Here is a 16546-nt window from a genome sequence, read left to right on the forward strand (position 1 = left end):
CGCGTCATGACAGACAAGACTCCCGCTACCGATCCGGTCGTTAACACGGCCGCCCCGGGCGCAAGCGCGCCCGCATCGGCCCCGGCCGATTCCGTCAAGGCCCGTCCGGCCAAGCGCGGCAGTGGCCCGCTGGTCACCGCCCTGATAATCGTCATCCTGCTGGCCGTTGGCCTGGGATACGCGCTGTGGAAGCAGCGCACGCAGTTCGTGTCCGCCGGGCGCGAGGTCGCGTCGCGCATCGACACGCTGACGGCCGATGTGGCCCAAGCCCGCAAGGACACGCGCGAAGCCCTGGCCCTGGCGCAAGCCCAGGCCGGCCGCGTGGGCGAGCTTGAAGACACCGTGCGCGAAACGCAAAGCCAATACAACGCGCTGCAGCAGGCCTGGCAGAACTTCAACGACAGCGCCAGCGACGAACTGCTGGCCAATGACGTCGAACGCCTGCTGACCATCGCCAACCAGCAATTGCGCCTGGCCGGCAACGTTTCCAACGCCATCGTGGCGCTGGAAACCGCGCAGTCCCGGCTGGCCCGCGCCGACCGTCCGCGCTTCTCCAGTCTGCAGCAGGCCATCAACGGCGACCTGGACCGCCTGCGTGCCGTGTCCACCGTAGACATCCCCGCCCAGTCGGCCCGCATCGAACGCCTGGTGTCGTTGGTCGGGAAGGCCCCCTTGCTGGTGCCGGATGCCGCCGCCCCGGGTGTGGCTGCCGCTGGCGAAAGCCGCCCGGCCGTGGCCCCTGCGCCCGTGGTTGACCCCCAGGCGGGTTTGCCCGCCGATGCCCCGTGGTGGCAGCGCTGGCGTGCCGAAGTGGTGTCGTGGCCCGGCCGCGCGGGTTCCGCGCTGGCGCAGGAACTGGGCGGCCTGATCACCATCCAGCGCGTGGACGAGCCGGCCGCCTTGCTGCTGTCGCCCGAACAGGCCGACCAGGTGCGCGGCACGCTGCGCCAACGCCTGCTGACCGTCCAGTTGGCCATGCTGATGCGCCAGCCCGCCGTCTGGAAGAGCGAGCTCGACAACATCGGCGTCACGCTGTCCAAGTATTTCGACAACCGCTCCCCCGACACCGTCGCCGCCCAGACGCTGGCGCGCGAACTGGCGCAGACCGACATCGCCGTGCGCATGCCGGAAGTGGCCGACAGCCTGAACGCCGTGGCTGCCTTGCGCGCCGCGGGTTTCAAGACTAGCGGGCAGGACTGAGCCTTATGCGTACCTGGTTCTGGACTCTGCTGCTTGCCGTCATCGCCGTCGCTCTGGCGGTGGTGCTGCGCTCCCATTCCGGCAACGTGCTGTTGCTGGTCTGGCCCTGGCGCATCGGGATGTCGCTGACGCTGGCGGTCCTGCTGATCGTCGCGGCCTTCATCGTGCTGTACATCGGCCTGCGCCTGCTGGCGTGGCTGCTGGCCATCCCCGACCGCGTCCGCGTCTGGCGCGGCAAACGCGCCCAGGCGCGCGACCACGAATTGCTGGAGCGCGGCTGGATCGGCCTGCTGGAAGGCCGCTATACCCATGCCGAAAAGGATCTGACCAAGCTGCTTGAGCAGACCAAGGTGCAGACCCGCCGCGTGCTGGCGGCCCTGTCCGCCGCGCGCGCCGCGCATGGCCTGGGCGAATTCGACCGCCGCGACCGCCTGCTGGCCACCGCGCAAGAACATGCCGGCGCCGAGCCGGGCCTGGTGGAAGCCACGGCCACGGTCTCGGCCGATATGCTGCTGGACCAAGGCCGCGCCGAACGTGCGCTGGCAGTGCTGGCGCCGCTGGCCGATGGCGGCGCGCGCCACCTGCACACCATGCGCCTGCTGCTGCGCGCACACACCGCGCTGCATCACGATGAGCAGGTCTTCACGCTGGCCCGCGGCCTGGTGCGCCGCAACGCGCTGGCCCGCAACGAGGCCGATGCCCTGATCGACGCTTCCGGCGCGGCGCGCTTGCGTGCCGCGGCCAACAGCGAAGCCTGGCGCGCCATCTGGAAAGACCTGAAGGCCGAAGAGCGCCTGCTGCCCGACATCGCGCTGGCTGGCGCCGCTGCGTTCGACGCGGCCGGCGAAGCCAACGAAGCCGCCCGCGTGCTGGAAGCAGCGGTCGCCGTGAAGTTCAATCCGACGCTGGTGGCGGCCTATGCCCGGTGCGAAGCCGAGCAGGTGTCGCGTCGCTTGGCCAAGGCTGAAACCTGGCTGCAACAGCGTCCCACGGATCCCGACCTGCTGACCGCGCTGGGCATGCTGTGCCTGAACGGCCAGCTGTGGGGCCAGGCGGAACGCTATCTGCTGCGCAGCCTCAGCCGCCGCAGCGATGCGCAGACGCATGCGTTGCTGGGCAGCCTGTACGACCGCCTGGACCGCCCGGCCGATGCCGTGCGCCACTGGCGGCTGGCCACGGCGGCCAGCATGGCGTTGCCGGTGTTGGCGGCGGATGCGGCATTGCCGGCCGCGGATACCGGTTCGGACCCTTACCGTGTGGACGCTGAAGGCGGCTATGCGGTGGGCCTGTCGGACGCGGACGGCGACGCCGATATCGGCGGCGACTACCCGGCGCTGCCGCCTTCGGTCGCCGCGTCGGCCTCCGACTACGTGCTGGATCCGGATGCGCGCGTGAAGAAGGACCAGCGCGACCGCGCACTGGCGCCCGAAGACGCGCCGCTGGCTGGCGGCACGTCCGACATCGACGAGTACTTCGACAGCGCCCCGATTCCGGCGGCGGCTTTCGACGAGCCCGTGCCGACGTACTCGCCGGCGCCTCCCGCCAGCCCGAAGCCCGCGCCTGCCGCGGTGCCGGTGCCGGCCACCAAGCCGCCGTTCAAGGACGGCGGCTCGCTTTGAACATTTCTTCAGACAAACAACAAGGTTGAATCATGAGTCTTGATCGCGTCTCCCCTGGCAAGAAGCTGCCGGAAGACTTCAACGTCATCATCGAAATCCCCATGAACGCCGACCCGGTCAAGTACGAGGTCGACAAAGAAACGGGTGCGATTTTCGTTGACCGCTTCATGCTGACGGCCATGCACTATCCGTGCAACTACGGCTACATCCCGCAGACCCTGTCCGACGACGGTGACCCCGCCGACGTGCTGGTGCTGACCCCGTTCCCGATCCAGATCGGCGCCGTCGTGCGCTGCCGCGCCATCGGCGTGCTGGAAATGGACGACGAGTCGGGCGGCGACGCCAAGCTGTTGGCCGTGCCGATCGAAAAGCTGTACCCCCCGTACCGCAACATCAAGTCCTACGAGGATCTGCCGACCGAAGACGTCGCGCGCATCCAGCACTTCTTCGAGCACTACAAGGATCTCGAGAAGGGCAAGTGGGTCAAGGTCAAGGGCTGGAAGGGCGTCGACGCTGCCCACGAAGAAATCGTGAACAGCGTGGAACGCTACAACAAGGCCTGATCAGGCTTTGGGCCGCGCCGGTGCTGCACCGGCCGGCGCTCTGATGCGGCGCGGCCGCGACGGCATGATGCCGATCGCCGCCGCGCCGTTGCTTTGCGGGGCCTGCAGGTTCTGCGAAACCTCGGCTGCCGCCACCTGGATCCGCGCCTGCAGGATGTCCAGGCGCGCCGCCGAGGTATGCGCTTGCGAGGCGATGAACACCAGGCTGCCGACCACTTTCTGTTCCCCGCTGAAGATTGCCGCGCCGATCCCCATCAGGCCGCGGTCGACCTCGCCATGCGAGACGCACACGCCCGCGGTGCGCAGCCGTTTCAGGTTTGCGCGGAACGCATCCCAGTCGTCCCCCAGCCCCGCTTCGCGGATTTCGGCCGCATGCCACAGCATCAGGTTGCGCAACTGGTAGGGCGGCAGATTGGCCAGGATGGGCTTGGCGGTGGCGCCGCGGAACATCGGGAACGGACGGCCGCGCGCATAGCTGGATTCGATGGAGTTGTCCGTCCAGTAGCGGTCCACGCACAGCACCTTGTCGCCGTAGTAGCTGCACAGCATCAGGTTGGCGTGAAGCTCGTCGCCGGTGGCGCGCATCACGTCGCGGGCGGCGCGCATCAGCGGATCGTGTTGGCGCAGGTGCCGGTCCAGTTCGATGATGCGCGACCCCAGCACGTAGGCGCCGCCGGCGGTTGGGGCCAACAGGCCGCTTTCGGTCAGCGATTTCAGATACCGGTAGGCGGTGGCGCGCGAGCACTCCAGATGCGCCATGACGTCTTCCTGGAACGCGGCGGTGGTGCCGTCGCGAAAGAGGTCGAGGATGGACAGCATGCGGTCGGGAGTGCTCATTGCTTCTGGGAATGCCTAGTGAATGTGGAAGCCGCCGTTGACGTCGACCACGATGCCGGTTGAGTAGGAGGACAGGTCCGAGGCCAGGAAAAGGATGGCTTGGGCGACGTCGGCGGGTAGGCCGAAACGTTGCAACGGAATGCCCTGTTTGAGTTCTTGTTCCCAATTTTCGCCGAATTTGCCGAGCGTCATGTCGGTTTCGATAATGCCCGGCGCCACGCAGTTGGCGCGCACGCCGCGCGGCCCCAGCTCGCGGGCCAGCGCCTTGGTGAAACTGATGACGCCGCCCTTGGAGGCCGCGTAGTGCGATCCGCCCAGCAGCCCGCCGCCGCGCAAGGCGGCGGTGGAGCCCAGGTTCACGATGGCGGGGCGCCGGGTGCTTTCCAGCAAGGCCGGCAACGCTGCATGCGTGACGTTGTAGGTCCCGGTCAGGTTCACGTCGATCATGCGGCGGAATTCGTCCTCTTCCAGATCCCAGATGCGGGTGGCGGCGACGATGCCCGCATTGTTGACCAGGATATCCACGCCCCCCAGCACTTGCGCCGCATGGGCCAGGGCCGCTTCGCAGGACGCGGCCTGCGACACGTCGCAATGCAGGTCCACGCGGCCCTGCGCCAGCGCGGGGCCGGCGCTTTCGGGATAGGCCTGGTCCAGCACGGCCACGGTCGCGCCTTGCGCAAGAAAAAGTTCGACGACGGCCGCGCCGATGCCACGGGGGTTGGCGCCCCCCGTGACCACGGCGCGCTTGCCGGCCAGAAGCCCAAGCGCGCCGGCCATCACGACTTCACCAATGCGCAGCCGCCGTCCTTCAGCGGGCGGAAGGCCTGCTCGGCGGGGATCTTGCGCACCAGGTTGTAGTAGTCCCAGTCGCGCTTGGACTCGGACGGCTTCTTCACCTGGAACAGGTACAGGTCGCGCATGACCCGGCCGTCTTCGCGGATGCGGCCGTTTTCGGTCATGAAGTCATTGATGGGCGTGTCGTGCATTTTCTTGAGCACGGGTTCGGACCCGTCGGTGCCGGCGGCCTTGACGGCGTTCAGGTAATGCATCGTGGCGCTGTAGTTGCTGGCCTGCACCATCGAAGGCATGCGGCCGGTGCGCTTGAAATAGCGTTCGGACCATTGGCGCGCCTTGTCGTCCTGATCCCAGTAGAAGGGTTCGACCAGGTTCAGGCCCTGGGCATATTCCAGGCCCACGCTGCGCACGTCTACGATGCTCATGAAGAGGGCGGCCACGCGCTGCTTGCTGCCCATGATGCCGAACTCGAACGCCTGCTTGATGCTGTTGATGGTGTCGCCGCTGCCGTTGGCCAGGCCGATCACCTGCGCCTTGGAGGCCTGCGCCTGCAACAGGAACGACGAGAAGTCCGAACTGGCGATGGGGTGGCGTACGCTGCCGACGACCTGGCCTCCCTTGGCCTTCACTACCGCCATTGCGTCGCGCTCAAGCGAATGGCCGAACGCGTAATCGGACGTGATGAAGTACCAGCTCTTGCCGCCGTCCTCCATCACGCCGTTGGCTACGCCCGTGGCGTAGGCGTAGGTGTCGTACGTCCAGTGCATGCCGTTTGGCGAGCAGGCCTTGCCCGTCAGATCGGCCGACCCCGCGCTGGTGAAGATCACGACGCGTTTCATCTGACGGGTCAGGTCCTGCACTGCCAGCGCGATGGCCGAGTTGGGTACGTCCAGGATCAGGTCGACCTTGTCGTTTTCATACCAGCGGCGGGCGATCGACACGCCGATGTCCACCTTGTTCTGGTGGTCGGCGGAAATCACTTCGATGGGCCTGCCCAGCACGGTGCCTCCGAAATCTTCGACGGCCATCTTCACGGCTTCCACGCCGAATTTGCCGGACAGGTCGGCCATCATGCCGGACTGGTCGCCCAGCACGCCGATCTTCACGACATCGTCCGACACCTGCGCCTGGGCGGACAGGGACAGGGTGCCCAGCACGCAGGCGGCAAGGCTGTTCTTGATACGGGTCTTCATGGGGTGTCTCCTCGGGGGCTTGGTTCTTTGCGCGCCGCCCTGTGCCGGGCGGTCATGCGGGGTCTTGCACGGCGGGTCGGCCTACTCCAGCGTCTGGCCGGCGTAGGCGTCGATGAACAGATTGGGTTTCAGGAAAAAGCTCAGCACTAGCGCGCCGTTGGGCGCGCGCGCCACGTGCTGGTTGCCACGCGGGCGCCAGACGTAGTCGCCTGCGCACACTTCGCCTTCCGCATCCACGATGGATCCCTCCAGCACATAGGTCTGCTCGACTTCCACGTGCTCGTGCAGCGGCAGTTCGGTGCCGGGCTGCCAGCGGAAGAGGGCGGTGAGCAGGCCGGACTCCTTGTCCTGCATCAGCACCTTCATTTCGATGCCTTCCACCTGGGTGGGTTTCCAGGGCAGATCGGCGACTTTCAGGAAGCGCGAGGCCAGCGGCGGCAGCGCATTGGCCGCAGGGCAGCCGGGGGTTTCGAGGGCCATGGTTGTCTCCTAGCCGTAACTCGTTATTGAAGATAAAGTAAAAATCTTGTTATTGAGTGTTTAAAAATAGTCGCGTATATTGAGATTGATGTCAACTTTGTTTTTGCATCGACGAAGCAAAGGCGACACAGGCCGGACCCAGAGATCCGGTGCATATAAAACAAGGAGACAAGCTTGAAACACGACTATCTGGACCAGACGTTCGGTCTGGCGGGGCGCGTCGCGCTGGTGACGGGGGCAGGCAGGGGGTTGGGCTTCGCCATCGCGCGGGGCCTGGGGATGGCCGGCGCGGAGGTCGTCATCAACGACCTGTCGATCGAGGCCTGCGATGCCGCTTGCGCGCAGCTGGCCGCGGATGGCATCAAGGCGCGCAGCGCACCGTTTGACGTGGCGGATGGCGAGGCGGTGGCCGCAGCTGTCGCCCAATTGGAGGCCGCCGGATTGGCCATCGACGTGCTGGTCAGCAATGCCGGCAACCAGAACCGCAAACCCGTGGTGGAGATGACGCCGGCCGAGTGGCAGGCGCTGCAGAACGTGCACGTCAACGGCGCGTTCCATTGCGCCCGCGCCGTGTTGCCCGGGATGGGCAAGCGCAGCTTCGGCCGCATCATCCTGATGTCGTCGGTGGCAGGGCAGGCGACCATGCCGAACATCGCTGCGTACGCGACCGCCAAGGGCGCCATCGCGGCGTTCACGCGGGCGCTGGCCGTGGAATACGGCGCCAGCGGCGTGACCTGCAACGCGCTTGCGCCGGGTTTCGTCCGCACGGATTTCACGCAAGGGCTGCAGGACAATCCGCAATTCCAGTCGTTCCTGTCGTCTGCCGTGCCGACCGGGCGCTGGGCCGCGCCGGAAGACATTGCGCCTGCCGTGGTCTACCTGGCGTCGCCGGGCGCGTCGTTCGTCAACGGGCACGTCCTGGCGATTGACGGCGGCCTGTTGGCCCGCATGTAGGAGCGCCCCCATGAGCACCCAAGCGGTTCTGTCCGCCCAGGGGCTGGTCAAGCGGTTCGGCGGCTTCAATGCCGTCGATGGCGTGACCCTCGCCCTGCAAGAAGGCTCCATCCACGCGCTGATCGGCCCCAACGGCGCTGGCAAAACCACCTGCTTCAACCTGCTGACCAAATTCCTGACGCCGGATGCGGGCGTCATCCATTACCGCGGCCGCGACATCACCTCTCTTGCGCCGGAGCAGATCGCTCGCCTGGGCATCGTCCGCTCATTCCAGATATCCGCCGTGTTCCTGGGCTTGACCGTGCTGCAGAACATGCGCGTGGCGCTGATGCGCCAGCATGGCGACGGCCTGCGCTTCTGGCGCAGCCGGCGCAGCGTTGACCGCCTGAATGGCCGCGCGATGGAGCTGCTGGACGCGGTGGGCCTGGCGCCGCTGGCGGAGACCACGGCTGCGCTGCTGCCTTACGGCCGCAAGCGTGCGCTGGAAATCGCCATGACCTTGGCGCTGGAACCCGAGATCATGCTGCTGGACGAGCCCATGGCGGGGCTGGGCCAGGAAGACGTCGCCCGCATCGCCGCGCTGATCCGGCGCGTGTCGGTGAACCGGAGCATCCTCATGGTCGAGCACAACCTGTCGGTGGTGGCCGACCTGTCCGACACCATCACCGTGCTCGCGCGCGGCGCGGTGCTGGCGCAGGGCGACTACGCAGCCGTCTCCCGCGACGAGCGCGTCATCACCGCCTATATGGGCTCTGACGAGGAGACGCACTGAGATGCTGGCGATCAAAGACCTCAATGCCTGGTACGGCGAATCGCACGTGCTGCATGGCGTGGACATCGACGTGAACCGGGGCGAACTCGTCACCATCCTGGGCCGCAACGGCGCGGGCAAGACGACGACCCTGCGCGCCATCATGGGCATCCTGGACAAGCGGCGCGGCTCCATCCGCCTGAACGGGCAGGAAACGGTGGGCATGGCGCCGCACCGCATTCCGCGCCTGGGCGTGGTGTATTGCCCCGAGGAGCGCGCGGTGTTCCGCAGCCTGAACGTGACCGAAAACCTGATGCTGCCGCCGCGCCTGGCCGCGGGCGGCATGTCGCTGGACGAGATCTACACGCTGTTCCCCAACCTGCGCGAACGCAGTGCCAGCTCGGGCGGCAACCTGTCGGGCGGAGAACAGCAGATGCTGGCCATCGCGCGCATCCTGCGCACGGGCGCTCAGCTGATCCTGCTGGACGAACCCACCGAAGGGCTGGCGCCCGTCATCGTGCAGCAGATCGGGCAAGCCATCCGCACCTTGAAGGAGCGGGGCTTCACCATCGTGCTGGTCGAGCAGAACTTCCGCTTCGCGACCAAGGTGGCCGACCGCCACTACGTCATGGAGCATGGCTGCGTGGTCGACCGGCTGTCGGCGGATGAAGCGCGCCGCGATCCTGCCCGGATCGCGCGCCGCCTGGGCGTCTGAGAGGAGAATGCCTGTGTTCGAAATTTTCGGAGTGCCGTCCACGGCGCTGTTCGGCCAGCTGCTGCTTGGCCTGATCAACGGTTCTTTCTACGCCTTGCTCTCGATCGGCCTGGCGGTGATTTTCGGCCTGTTGAACATCATCAACTTCGCCCATGGCGCGCAGTACACGGCGGGCGCGTTCCTGGCCTGGATGCTGTTGAACTACCTGGGCGTGAACTACTGGGCGGCGCTTGTGCTGGTGCCGCTGATCATGGCGGTGTTTGCCATCGTGACGGAGCGCTTGCTGATCTCGCGCACCTATCGCATGGACCATCTGTACGGGCTGCTGCTCACCTTCGGCATTGCGTTGCTGATCGAAGGCGGCCTGCGCCAGGCCTATGGCGTGTCGGGGCTGCCCTACACCATCCCCAAGGCGCTGACCGGGGGCGTCAACCTGGGCTTCATGTTCCTGCCCTGGTACCGCGGCTGGGCCGTGGCGGTGTCGCTGGTGCTGTGCCTGGCCGTGTGGGTGCTGATCGAGAAGACGCGGGTGGGCGCGATGCTGCGCGCGGCGACGGAAAACCCGACGATCGTGCGTTCGTTCGGCATCAACGTGCCGCTGCTGATCACACTGACCTATGCGCTGGGCGTCGCGCTGGCGTCGGTGGCGGGCGTGATCGCGGCGCCCATCTACCAGGTCAGCCCGATGATGGGATCGAATCTGGTGGTGGTCGTGTTTGCGGTGGTGGTGATCGGCGGCATGGGCTCCATCATGGGCGCCATCGTCAGCGGCTTTGGGCTTGGCATTATCGAAGGCCTGACCAAGGTCTTCTACCCCGAGGCCGCCAACCTGGCGATCTTCATCATCATGGTGCTGGTGCTGCTGTGCAAGCCGGCGGGGCTGTTCGGCAAGCCCCTGCAGGTGCAGAACGTGCTGGCCGCGGAAGCGACGCGGCAACCCGTGCAGCTGAGTCGGCGCGCGATGCGCGTGTCGATGGCGGTGCTGGCGGTGGTGGCGTTGATCGCGCCCTGGTTCGTGTATCCCACGTTCCTGATGAAGGTGCTGTGCTTCGCCCTGTTCGCGGCAGCCTTCAACCTGCTGGTGGGCTATGTGGGCCTGCTGTCCTTCGGCCATGCGGCGTTCTTCGGCGCGGCAGCCTATGCCACCGGCATCGTCATGAAGCTGTTCGGCGCCACGCCGGAACTGGGCTTGCTGGCCGGCGTGGTGACGGGCGGCCTGCTGGGCCTGCTGTTCGGTGCCATCGCGATCCGGCGGCAGGGCATCTACTTCGCGATGATCACGCTGGCGCTGTCGCAACTGGTCTACTTCATCGCGGTGCAAGCAGGATTCACCGGCGGCGAGGACGGGCTGCAAAGCGTTCCGCGCGGCAAGCTCTTCGGCGTCTTCGACCTGAACAGCGTGATGCCGATGTACTACTTTACGCTGGCCGTGTTCGCGCTGGGCTACGCCTTCGTCCTGCGCGTGCTGAATTCCCCGTTCGGCGAAGTCATCCGCTCGGTGCGCGACAACGAACAACGCGCCCGGTCGCTGGGGTATTCCACGTCGCGCTACAAGCTGATCGCGTTCACGCTGTCGGCCTCCGTGGCGGGGTTGGCGGGCGGGCTGAAGGTGCTGGTGTTCGGCGTGGCCTCGCTGACCGACGTGCACTGGCATGCCAACGGCGAAGTCGTGCTGATGGCGCTGCTGGGCGGCATCGGCACGGTATTCGGGCCGCTTGCGGGGGCGCTGACTTTCGTGTCGCTGCAGAACTACCTGGCGCCGCTGGGGTCCTGGGTGCTGATCGTCCAGGGCGCGATCTTTGTCTTGTGCGTGCTGCTGTTGCGAGACGGCATCATGGGATTGGTGTCGCGCGCCTGGCTGGCCGCGACCCGCGTGAAAAAGGAGTCCTGATGTTCCTGCATGTCGTGATGTTGCAACTGTCGGCGGCGGCCGATGCGGAATTCCACGGGCGGGTCCAGGCGTACTGCGACCGGGTCCTGGCGGAATGCGACGGGGTGGCCGGATACGCCTTCCGGCCCAACGAGGCCGGGCGCTCTGACGGCCTGACCCATGCGGTCGTGGCCGCCTTTGCGGATGGCGCCGCGCATGACCGCTACCAGGTGTCCCCGGCGCACCAGGAGATGAAGGCCTACATGGCGGATTTCATCGAGCGCCTGGTCGTTTTCGACGGGGATATCCCTACGTTTTCCTGAACGCGCAAGGCTCGCGCCTTGCGCCCGGGAAAGCGATAAACTCGCGGATGATTTTCGATATCCGGGCCGCCCCAAGATAAAACTGCCCGCCTCACGTATTTGTCATAGGTTGATCGCTCATGGACTACGTACTACCTCCCCAGCCGCCCGTCGCGGTTCCCGTTGCCGGCAGCGCCGCGCTGTTCCCGGTCCGCCGCGTGTATTGCGTTGGCCGCAATTACGCCGAGCACGCCAAGGAAATGGGTTTCACCGGCCGCGAAGACCCGTTCTTCTTCTGCAAGCCTGCTGATGCCGTGCTGAGCGTGGCCGACGGCGAAACCGGCAAGATGGCCTATCCGCCCAAGACCTCCAACCTGCACTACGAGATGGAACTGGTCGTGGTGCTGGGCAAGGGCGGCCGCAATATTCCGGTCGAAGAAGCCAATGAATGCGTGTGGGGCTATGCGTTGGGCCTGGACATGACCCGCCGCGACCTGCAAGGCGAAATGAAGAAGCAGGGCCGCCCCTGGGAAATCGGCAAGGCCTTCGACGAGTCCGCCCCGATGGGCCCGATCCACCCGCGCAGCGTCGTGGGCACGCTGGACAAGGGCGCGATCTGGCTGGACGTGAACGGCCAGCGCAAGCAGTCCAGCGACATTTCGCAGATGCTGTGGAACATCCCCGAAAGCATTTCGTACCTGTCGGGCCTGTTCGAACTGCAGCCGGGCGACATCATCTTCACCGGCACCCCGGAAGGCGTGGGCGCGGTCGTGCAAGGCGATGTGATCACCGGCGGCGTGGAAGGCCTGGGCGAACTGCGCGTGCAGATCGCCTGATTCCGGCACCGCCTCTTTCTATTGTTCAGGAGTTCCAGCATGCGCGGCAAGATCGTGCTGACCGCCTTTGTCGTGTTCGGATTCGTGCTCGCCGGTTGCAATACCGTCGCGGGCATGGGTCGTGACATGTCCCGGGCCGGCAACGCCATCACCAACGCCGCCGACAAGTAATCGTCGGCGTCGTTGCCACGGCAAAAAAAAGCCCCTTGATGACTCAAGGGGCTTTTTTCATGCCGGTAGCGCGGATGCCCTACAGCACATCCCCCGCGTAGTCGGCCAGGCGGGAACGTTCGCCGCGCTGCAGCGTGACGTGCCCCGAATGTGGCCAGCCCTTGAAGCGGTCGACGACGAACGTCAGGCCCGAACTGCCTTCGGTCAGATACGGCGTATCGATCTGGGCGACGTTGCCCAGGCAGATCACCTTGGTGCCAGGGCCCGCGCGGGTCACCAGCGTTTTCATCTGCTTGGGCGTCAGGTTCTGCGCTTCGTCGATGATCAGGTACTTGTTCAGGAACGTGCGGCCGCGCATGAAGTTCAGCGACTTGACCTTGATGCGAGAACGGATCAGGTCCATGGTGGCGGCGCGCCCCCAGTCCCCGTTGCCCTCGCCATCGCCCATGTTGAGCACATCCAGGTTGTCTTCCAGCGCGCCCATCCACGGCAGCATCTTCTCTTCTTCCGTGCCGGGCAGGAAACCGATGTCTTCACCGACGGGCACCGTGACGCGGGTCATGATGATTTCGGTGTAGCGCTTGGTCTCCAGCACCTGCGTGATGCCTGCCGCCAACGCCAGCAGCGTCTTGCCGGTACCCGCCTGGCCCAGCAGCGACACGAAGTCGCATTCCGGGTTCATCAGCAGGTTCATGGCGAAGTTCTGTTCGCGGTTGCGCGCCGTGATGCCCCAGACGTTGTTCTTGCCGTGGGTGTAGTCGCGCAGGGTGGCCAGCACCGCCATCTTGCCGCTGACTTCGCGCACTTGCGCGTACAGCGGCATCTGGCCTTCGAAGTAGACGAACTGGTTGACGACGAACTGCGAACACAGCGGGCCGTGGATACGGTAGAAGGTGGTGCCGCCTTGCTGCCAGGACTCGACGTCCTTGCCGTGCTTGTTCCAGAAATCTTCGGGCAACTGCATCACGCCCGAATACATCAGGTCCGAGTCTTCGAGGACGTGGTCGTTGAAGTAGTCTTCGGCGGCCATGCCCAGCGCGCGCGCCTTCAAGCGCATGTTGATGTCTTTGGACACCAGCACGACTTCGCGCTGCGGGTACTTTTCCTGCAGGGCCCGGACGACGCCCAGGATCTGGTTGTCGGCCTTGCCCATCGGCAGGTCGGAGGGCAGGGTGCTGTGGATGGCGGTCGTCTGGAACAACAGGCGACCGGTGGCATCCTTGTTGCCCAGCTTGGCCAGCTCCAGCCCTTCGTCCAGCTGGGTGGTGTCCTGCACCAGCGCATCCAGCGAGCGGCTGACCTGGCGCGCGTTGCGGGCCACTTCCGACATGCCCTTTTTCTGGTGGTCCAGTTCTTCCAGCGTCATCATCGGCAGGAAGATGTCGTGCTCTTCGAACCGGAACAGCGAGCTGGGATCGTGCAGCAGCACGTTGGTGTCCAGCACGAACAGCTTGCGCGGCTCGTTCTGGGCGCGCGGCTTGGCGCGCTTGGAGGCCGTCTGGGCGGGTTTGGCCGCACGCGCTTCCGTGCGGGCGGGGGTGGCGGCAGGAGGTGGCGGCGGCACCTGGCGGGTCGGCGCGGGAATCTGCGCCTTGCGTGCCGGAGACGCCATGCCGTCGAGTTCAGGCTGGACGAGCAGCTCGTCCTCGTCTTCGTCGGCAAGTACGGCTTGGGTGTTGGACCGCGCAGCGGCAGTCTTGGTGGTGCGGGCCTGCGCCCGGGCGGTTTCGCCCGAGGGGAAGGTCAGGATGGCTGCGGGGCGGGTAGGCAACTTCGGAAGCGGCATATGCGTCACTCTCCAGTGTGGGCCGGCTATAGCGCCTGACGGGTGTTCCTGTACGGCTAACCGATACTTTTTGCGGCCTGCAGGACTTCCTTGGCGTGGCCCGGGACCTTCACCCCGCGCCACTCCTGCACCAGCACGCCATAGGCATCGATCAAAAAGGTGCTGCGCTCAATGCCTCGCACCTGCTTGCCATACATATTCTTCTGCTTGATGACGCCGAACAGGTTGCACACGGTTTCGTCGGCGTCGGAGATGAGGGGGAAAGGAAGTTCGTACTTGGCCTTGAAGTTCTCATGCGATTTCAGCGAATCGCGCGAGATGCCGATGACCACCGCGCTGGCTGCCAGGAATTCGGCGTTCAGGTCGCGGAAGTCCTGGCTTTCGGTCGTGCAGCCAGGGGTGTTGTCCTTGGGGTAGAAGTACAGGATGACGGCACGGCCCTGGCATTGTTCAAGGCTGATCGGACCAATGGTGCTTTCAGCGGTGAACTGCGGGGCGGGCTTGCCGATACTGGGCGTCATTTCTGGGATTCTCCATTGGGAGGGATGAGGGCGACCACGACGCGGCGGCCCTCAGCCATCAGGATGTTGTAGGTGCGGGAGGCGGCGTGCGTGTCCATGATCTCGACGCCGATGCCCATGGCCAACAGGGGACGCAACACTTCGGGGCGCAGGAATTGCTGGCGGGCGCCTGTGCCGACCAGCAGCACCTCGGGCGCATTGGCCGGGCGGCTGGGGGCGGCTTCCGGTTCGTCCAGGAATGCCATGGGATCGCGGACGGGCTCGGTCAAGCCGGCCGCCTGGTGCAACAGGGGGGAGGTAATGTCGGCCGGCGACTCAACGGGCCATTCGGTCACTTCGCCTTCGGGGCCAAAGGCCACCGAGGAGGAAAAACGTACCTGGTTGACCTCGATATAACCCTCACCGTAAGCGGTGACGGTGTTCAGAGCGGCCGTCGCAGGATCGGTATGCAGCTTCAATAAAAACTCCGGCTTTGTGGCTTGATAATAGCGCATCAGGATGTACAGATGTTGCTCTGTATCCACTCGGGAAATGGGGGTTTTTCCGCCCCATTTGCCGCCTAGGCGCGCTTGCGCTAGATTACAGGGTTTTGTTGCGCTGCAAACGTGTGCTGGCGCGGCTTTGAGCCCCATCCCCCACGCGCGGCCGCGCCCCGGTTTTTGCCTTTCGTCCCTTAAGGATTCCCATCATGAGGAAATTCTCCCGCATCGAGCGTTTGCCCCCGTATGTTTTCAACATCACCGGCGAACTCAAGATGGCGGCGCGTCGGCGGGGCGAAGACATCATCGACATGTCGATGGGCAATCCGGACGGCGCGACCCCCCAGCACATCGTCGAAAAGATGGTGGAAGCCACCTCGCGCCCGACCACCCACGGCTACTCGGTGTCCAAGGGCATCCCGCGCCTGCGCAAGGCCATCTGCGACTGGTACCAGCGTCGCTACGCGGTCGAGTTCGACCCGGATTCCGAAGCCATCGTCACCATCGGGTCCAAGGAAGGCCTGGCCCACCTGATGCTGGCCACGCTGGACCGCGGCGACACGGTGCTGGTGCCCAACCCCAGCTACCCGATCCACATCTATGGCGCCGTCATTGCCGGCGCCAACATCCGGTCCGTGCGCATGACGCCGGGCGTGGATTTCTTCGAGGAACTGGAACGCGCGGTGCGCGAGTCGATCCCGAAGCCTAAAATGATGGTGCTGGGCTTTCCCAGCAACCCGACCGCCCAGTGCGTGGACCTGTCGTTCTTCGAACGCGTGGTGACGCTGGCCAAGGAACACGACATCCTCGTCGTGCATGACCTGGCCTACGCCGACATCACCTTCGACGGCTACGTGGCGCCTTCCATCATGCAGGTGCCCGGCGCGCGCGATGTCGCCGTCGAGTTCTTCACGATGAGCAAAAGCTACAACATGGCCGGCTGGCGCATCGGCTACATGGTCGGCAACCGCGAGCTGGTCAACGCGCTTGCGCGCATCAAGAGCTATCACGACTACGGTACGTTCACGCCGATCCAGGTGGCGTCCATCGCCGCCCTGGATGGCCCGCAGGACTGCGTGAACGAGATCGTGGCCCAGTACCAAAGCCGCCGCGACGTGCTCGTGCGCGGTCTGCATGAAGCAGGTTGGAATGTGGAGATTCCCAAGGCGTCCATGTATATCTGGGCGCAGATCCCCGAGCCCTACAGGGCGATGGGCTCTTTGGAATTTGCCAAGCGTGTCCTGTCGGATGCGAAAGTGGCCGTGTCCCCCGGGATCGGCTTCGGCGAGTATGGCGACGACTATGTCCGCTTCGCTCTTATCGAAAACGAGCAGCGCACCCGGCAGGCGGTGCGAGGCATCAAAGAGATGTTCCGCAAGGACGGCTTGCTGAAATGATGGGAGCCCACCCCCGCGGCGCTGCGCGCTTCCCCCTCAAGGGGGCATGCCTGCGGACCGGCGGAGCCGGATCCGCG

Annotated in this window: 18 protein-coding genes; 11 read left to right on the forward strand and 7 right to left on the reverse strand. The window is 65.6% G+C overall.

From position 1 onward, the window contains the following. The first annotated feature begins 6 nt into the window (after window positions 1-6). Genes AC3WMU_RS23235 through ppa form a run of 3 tightly spaced genes read left to right on the forward strand, consistent with a single transcriptional unit; the run spans window position 7 to window position 3382 of the window. On the forward strand, window positions 7-1200 hold the full coding sequence (locus AC3WMU_RS23235; RefSeq protein WP_052017881.1) for a uroporphyrinogen-III C-methyltransferase: 1194 nt from the start codon (window positions 7-9) through the stop codon (window positions 1198-1200). Between the two features lie 5 nt (window positions 1201-1205). Further along, entirely contained in the window at window positions 1206-2819 is a 1614-nt protein-coding gene (locus AC3WMU_RS23240) for a heme biosynthesis HemY N-terminal domain-containing protein (RefSeq protein WP_492283026.1), read from the forward strand. Between the two features lie 32 nt (window positions 2820-2851). Continuing rightward, window positions 2852-3382 (forward strand): inorganic diphosphatase, encoded by a 531-nt coding sequence (gene ppa, locus AC3WMU_RS23245; RefSeq protein ID WP_006225005.1) that lies wholly within the window; start codon window positions 2852-2854, stop codon window positions 3380-3382. On the opposite strand, the gene AC3WMU_RS23250 is transcribed toward ppa, so the two are convergent. The 4 genes from AC3WMU_RS23250 to AC3WMU_RS23265 all read right to left on the reverse strand — a co-directional run bounded on the left by AC3WMU_RS23250 (window position 3383) and on the right by AC3WMU_RS23265 (window position 6687). Then, a complete protein-coding gene (locus AC3WMU_RS23250; RefSeq protein ID WP_006225004.1) occupies window positions 3383-4219 on the reverse strand; it encodes an IclR family transcriptional regulator in 837 nt (278 codons plus the stop codon). A gap of 15 nt (window positions 4220-4234) precedes the next feature. Next, window positions 4235-4996, reverse strand: a complete 762-nt coding sequence (locus AC3WMU_RS23255; protein WP_088590588.1) for an SDR family oxidoreductase — start codon at window positions 4994-4996, stop codon at window positions 4235-4237. Continuing rightward, a complete protein-coding gene (locus AC3WMU_RS23260; protein ID WP_280025278.1) occupies window positions 4996-6207 on the reverse strand; it encodes an ABC transporter substrate-binding protein in 1212 nt (403 codons plus the stop codon). The genes AC3WMU_RS23255 and AC3WMU_RS23260 overlap by 1 nt, the downstream gene beginning before the upstream one ends. 81 nt (window positions 6208-6288) lie before the next feature. Continuing rightward, window positions 6289-6687 (reverse strand): cupin domain-containing protein, encoded by a 399-nt coding sequence (locus AC3WMU_RS23265; RefSeq protein WP_006225001.1) that lies wholly within the window; start codon window positions 6685-6687, stop codon window positions 6289-6291. Window positions 6688-6861: 174 nt separating this feature from the next. On the opposite strand from AC3WMU_RS23265, the gene AC3WMU_RS23270 reads away from it, so the two are divergent. The 7 genes from AC3WMU_RS23270 to AC3WMU_RS23300 all read left to right on the forward strand — a co-directional run bounded on the left by AC3WMU_RS23270 (window position 6862) and on the right by AC3WMU_RS23300 (window position 12286). After that, the gene (locus AC3WMU_RS23270; protein WP_492283027.1) at window positions 6862-7641 is read left to right on the forward strand and encodes an SDR family NAD(P)-dependent oxidoreductase; all 780 of its coding nucleotides are present in this window, start codon (window positions 6862-6864) and stop codon (window positions 7639-7641) included. Window positions 7642-7651: 10 nt separating this feature from the next. Further along, window positions 7652-8413 carry an ABC transporter ATP-binding protein gene (locus AC3WMU_RS23275; RefSeq protein WP_006224999.1) on the forward strand — a complete coding sequence of 254 codons (762 nt, stop codon included), beginning with the start codon at window positions 7652-7654 and terminating at the stop codon, window positions 8411-8413. A 1-nt stretch (window position 8414) separates the two neighbouring features. Next, entirely contained in the window at window positions 8415-9107 is a 693-nt protein-coding gene (locus AC3WMU_RS23280; protein ID WP_006224998.1) for an ABC transporter ATP-binding protein, read from the forward strand. Window positions 9108-9120: 13 nt separating this feature from the next. Beyond that, the gene (locus tag AC3WMU_RS23285) at window positions 9121-10998 is read left to right on the forward strand and encodes an ABC transporter permease (RefSeq protein WP_492283028.1); all 1878 of its coding nucleotides are present in this window, start codon (window positions 9121-9123) and stop codon (window positions 10996-10998) included. Beyond that, the gene (locus AC3WMU_RS23290) at window positions 10998-11300 is read left to right on the forward strand and encodes a Dabb family protein (protein ID WP_492283029.1); all 303 of its coding nucleotides are present in this window, start codon (window positions 10998-11000) and stop codon (window positions 11298-11300) included. The genes AC3WMU_RS23285 and AC3WMU_RS23290 overlap by 1 nt, the downstream gene beginning before the upstream one ends. A 119-nt stretch (window positions 11301-11419) precedes the next feature. Then, the gene (locus AC3WMU_RS23295; protein WP_006224995.1) at window positions 11420-12115 is read left to right on the forward strand and encodes a fumarylacetoacetate hydrolase family protein; all 696 of its coding nucleotides are present in this window, start codon (window positions 11420-11422) and stop codon (window positions 12113-12115) included. Window positions 12116-12154: 39 nt separating this feature from the next. Next, window positions 12155-12286, forward strand: a complete 132-nt coding sequence (locus AC3WMU_RS23300) for an entericidin A/B family lipoprotein (protein WP_006218367.1) — start codon at window positions 12155-12157, stop codon at window positions 12284-12286. A gap of 79 nt (window positions 12287-12365) precedes the next feature. Here the strand turns inward: AC3WMU_RS23300 and AC3WMU_RS23305 are convergent, their stop codons facing one another. The 3 genes from AC3WMU_RS23305 to AC3WMU_RS23315 are packed head-to-tail and all read right to left on the reverse strand — an operon-like array spanning window position 12366 to window position 15051. Next, window positions 12366-14072 carry a PhoH family protein gene (locus tag AC3WMU_RS23305; protein WP_280025268.1) on the reverse strand — a complete coding sequence of 569 codons (1707 nt, stop codon included), beginning with the start codon at window positions 14070-14072 and terminating at the stop codon, window positions 12366-12368. A 56-nt stretch (window positions 14073-14128) separates the two neighbouring features. After that, window positions 14129-14593: a peroxiredoxin gene (locus AC3WMU_RS23310; protein ID WP_006224993.1), complete on the reverse strand. Its 465-nt coding sequence runs from the start codon at window positions 14591-14593 to the stop codon at window positions 14129-14131. Beyond that, window positions 14590-15051, reverse strand: a complete 462-nt coding sequence (locus tag AC3WMU_RS23315; protein ID WP_088590664.1) for an Mth938-like domain-containing protein — start codon at window positions 15049-15051, stop codon at window positions 14590-14592. Before AC3WMU_RS23315 ends, AC3WMU_RS23310 begins: the two co-directional genes overlap by 4 nt. Before the next feature lie 230 nt (window positions 15052-15281). Here AC3WMU_RS23315 and alaC point away from each other — a divergent pair, with 230 nt between their 5' ends. Then, complete coding sequence (gene alaC / locus AC3WMU_RS23320; RefSeq protein WP_006224991.1) at window positions 15282-16469, forward strand: alanine transaminase; 1188 nt, start codon at window positions 15282-15284, stop codon at window positions 16467-16469. The last annotated feature ends 77 nt before the right edge of the window (window positions 16470-16546 follow it).

It is taken from the genome of Achromobacter sp. FW305-C-13 (genome assembly GCF_058783475.1).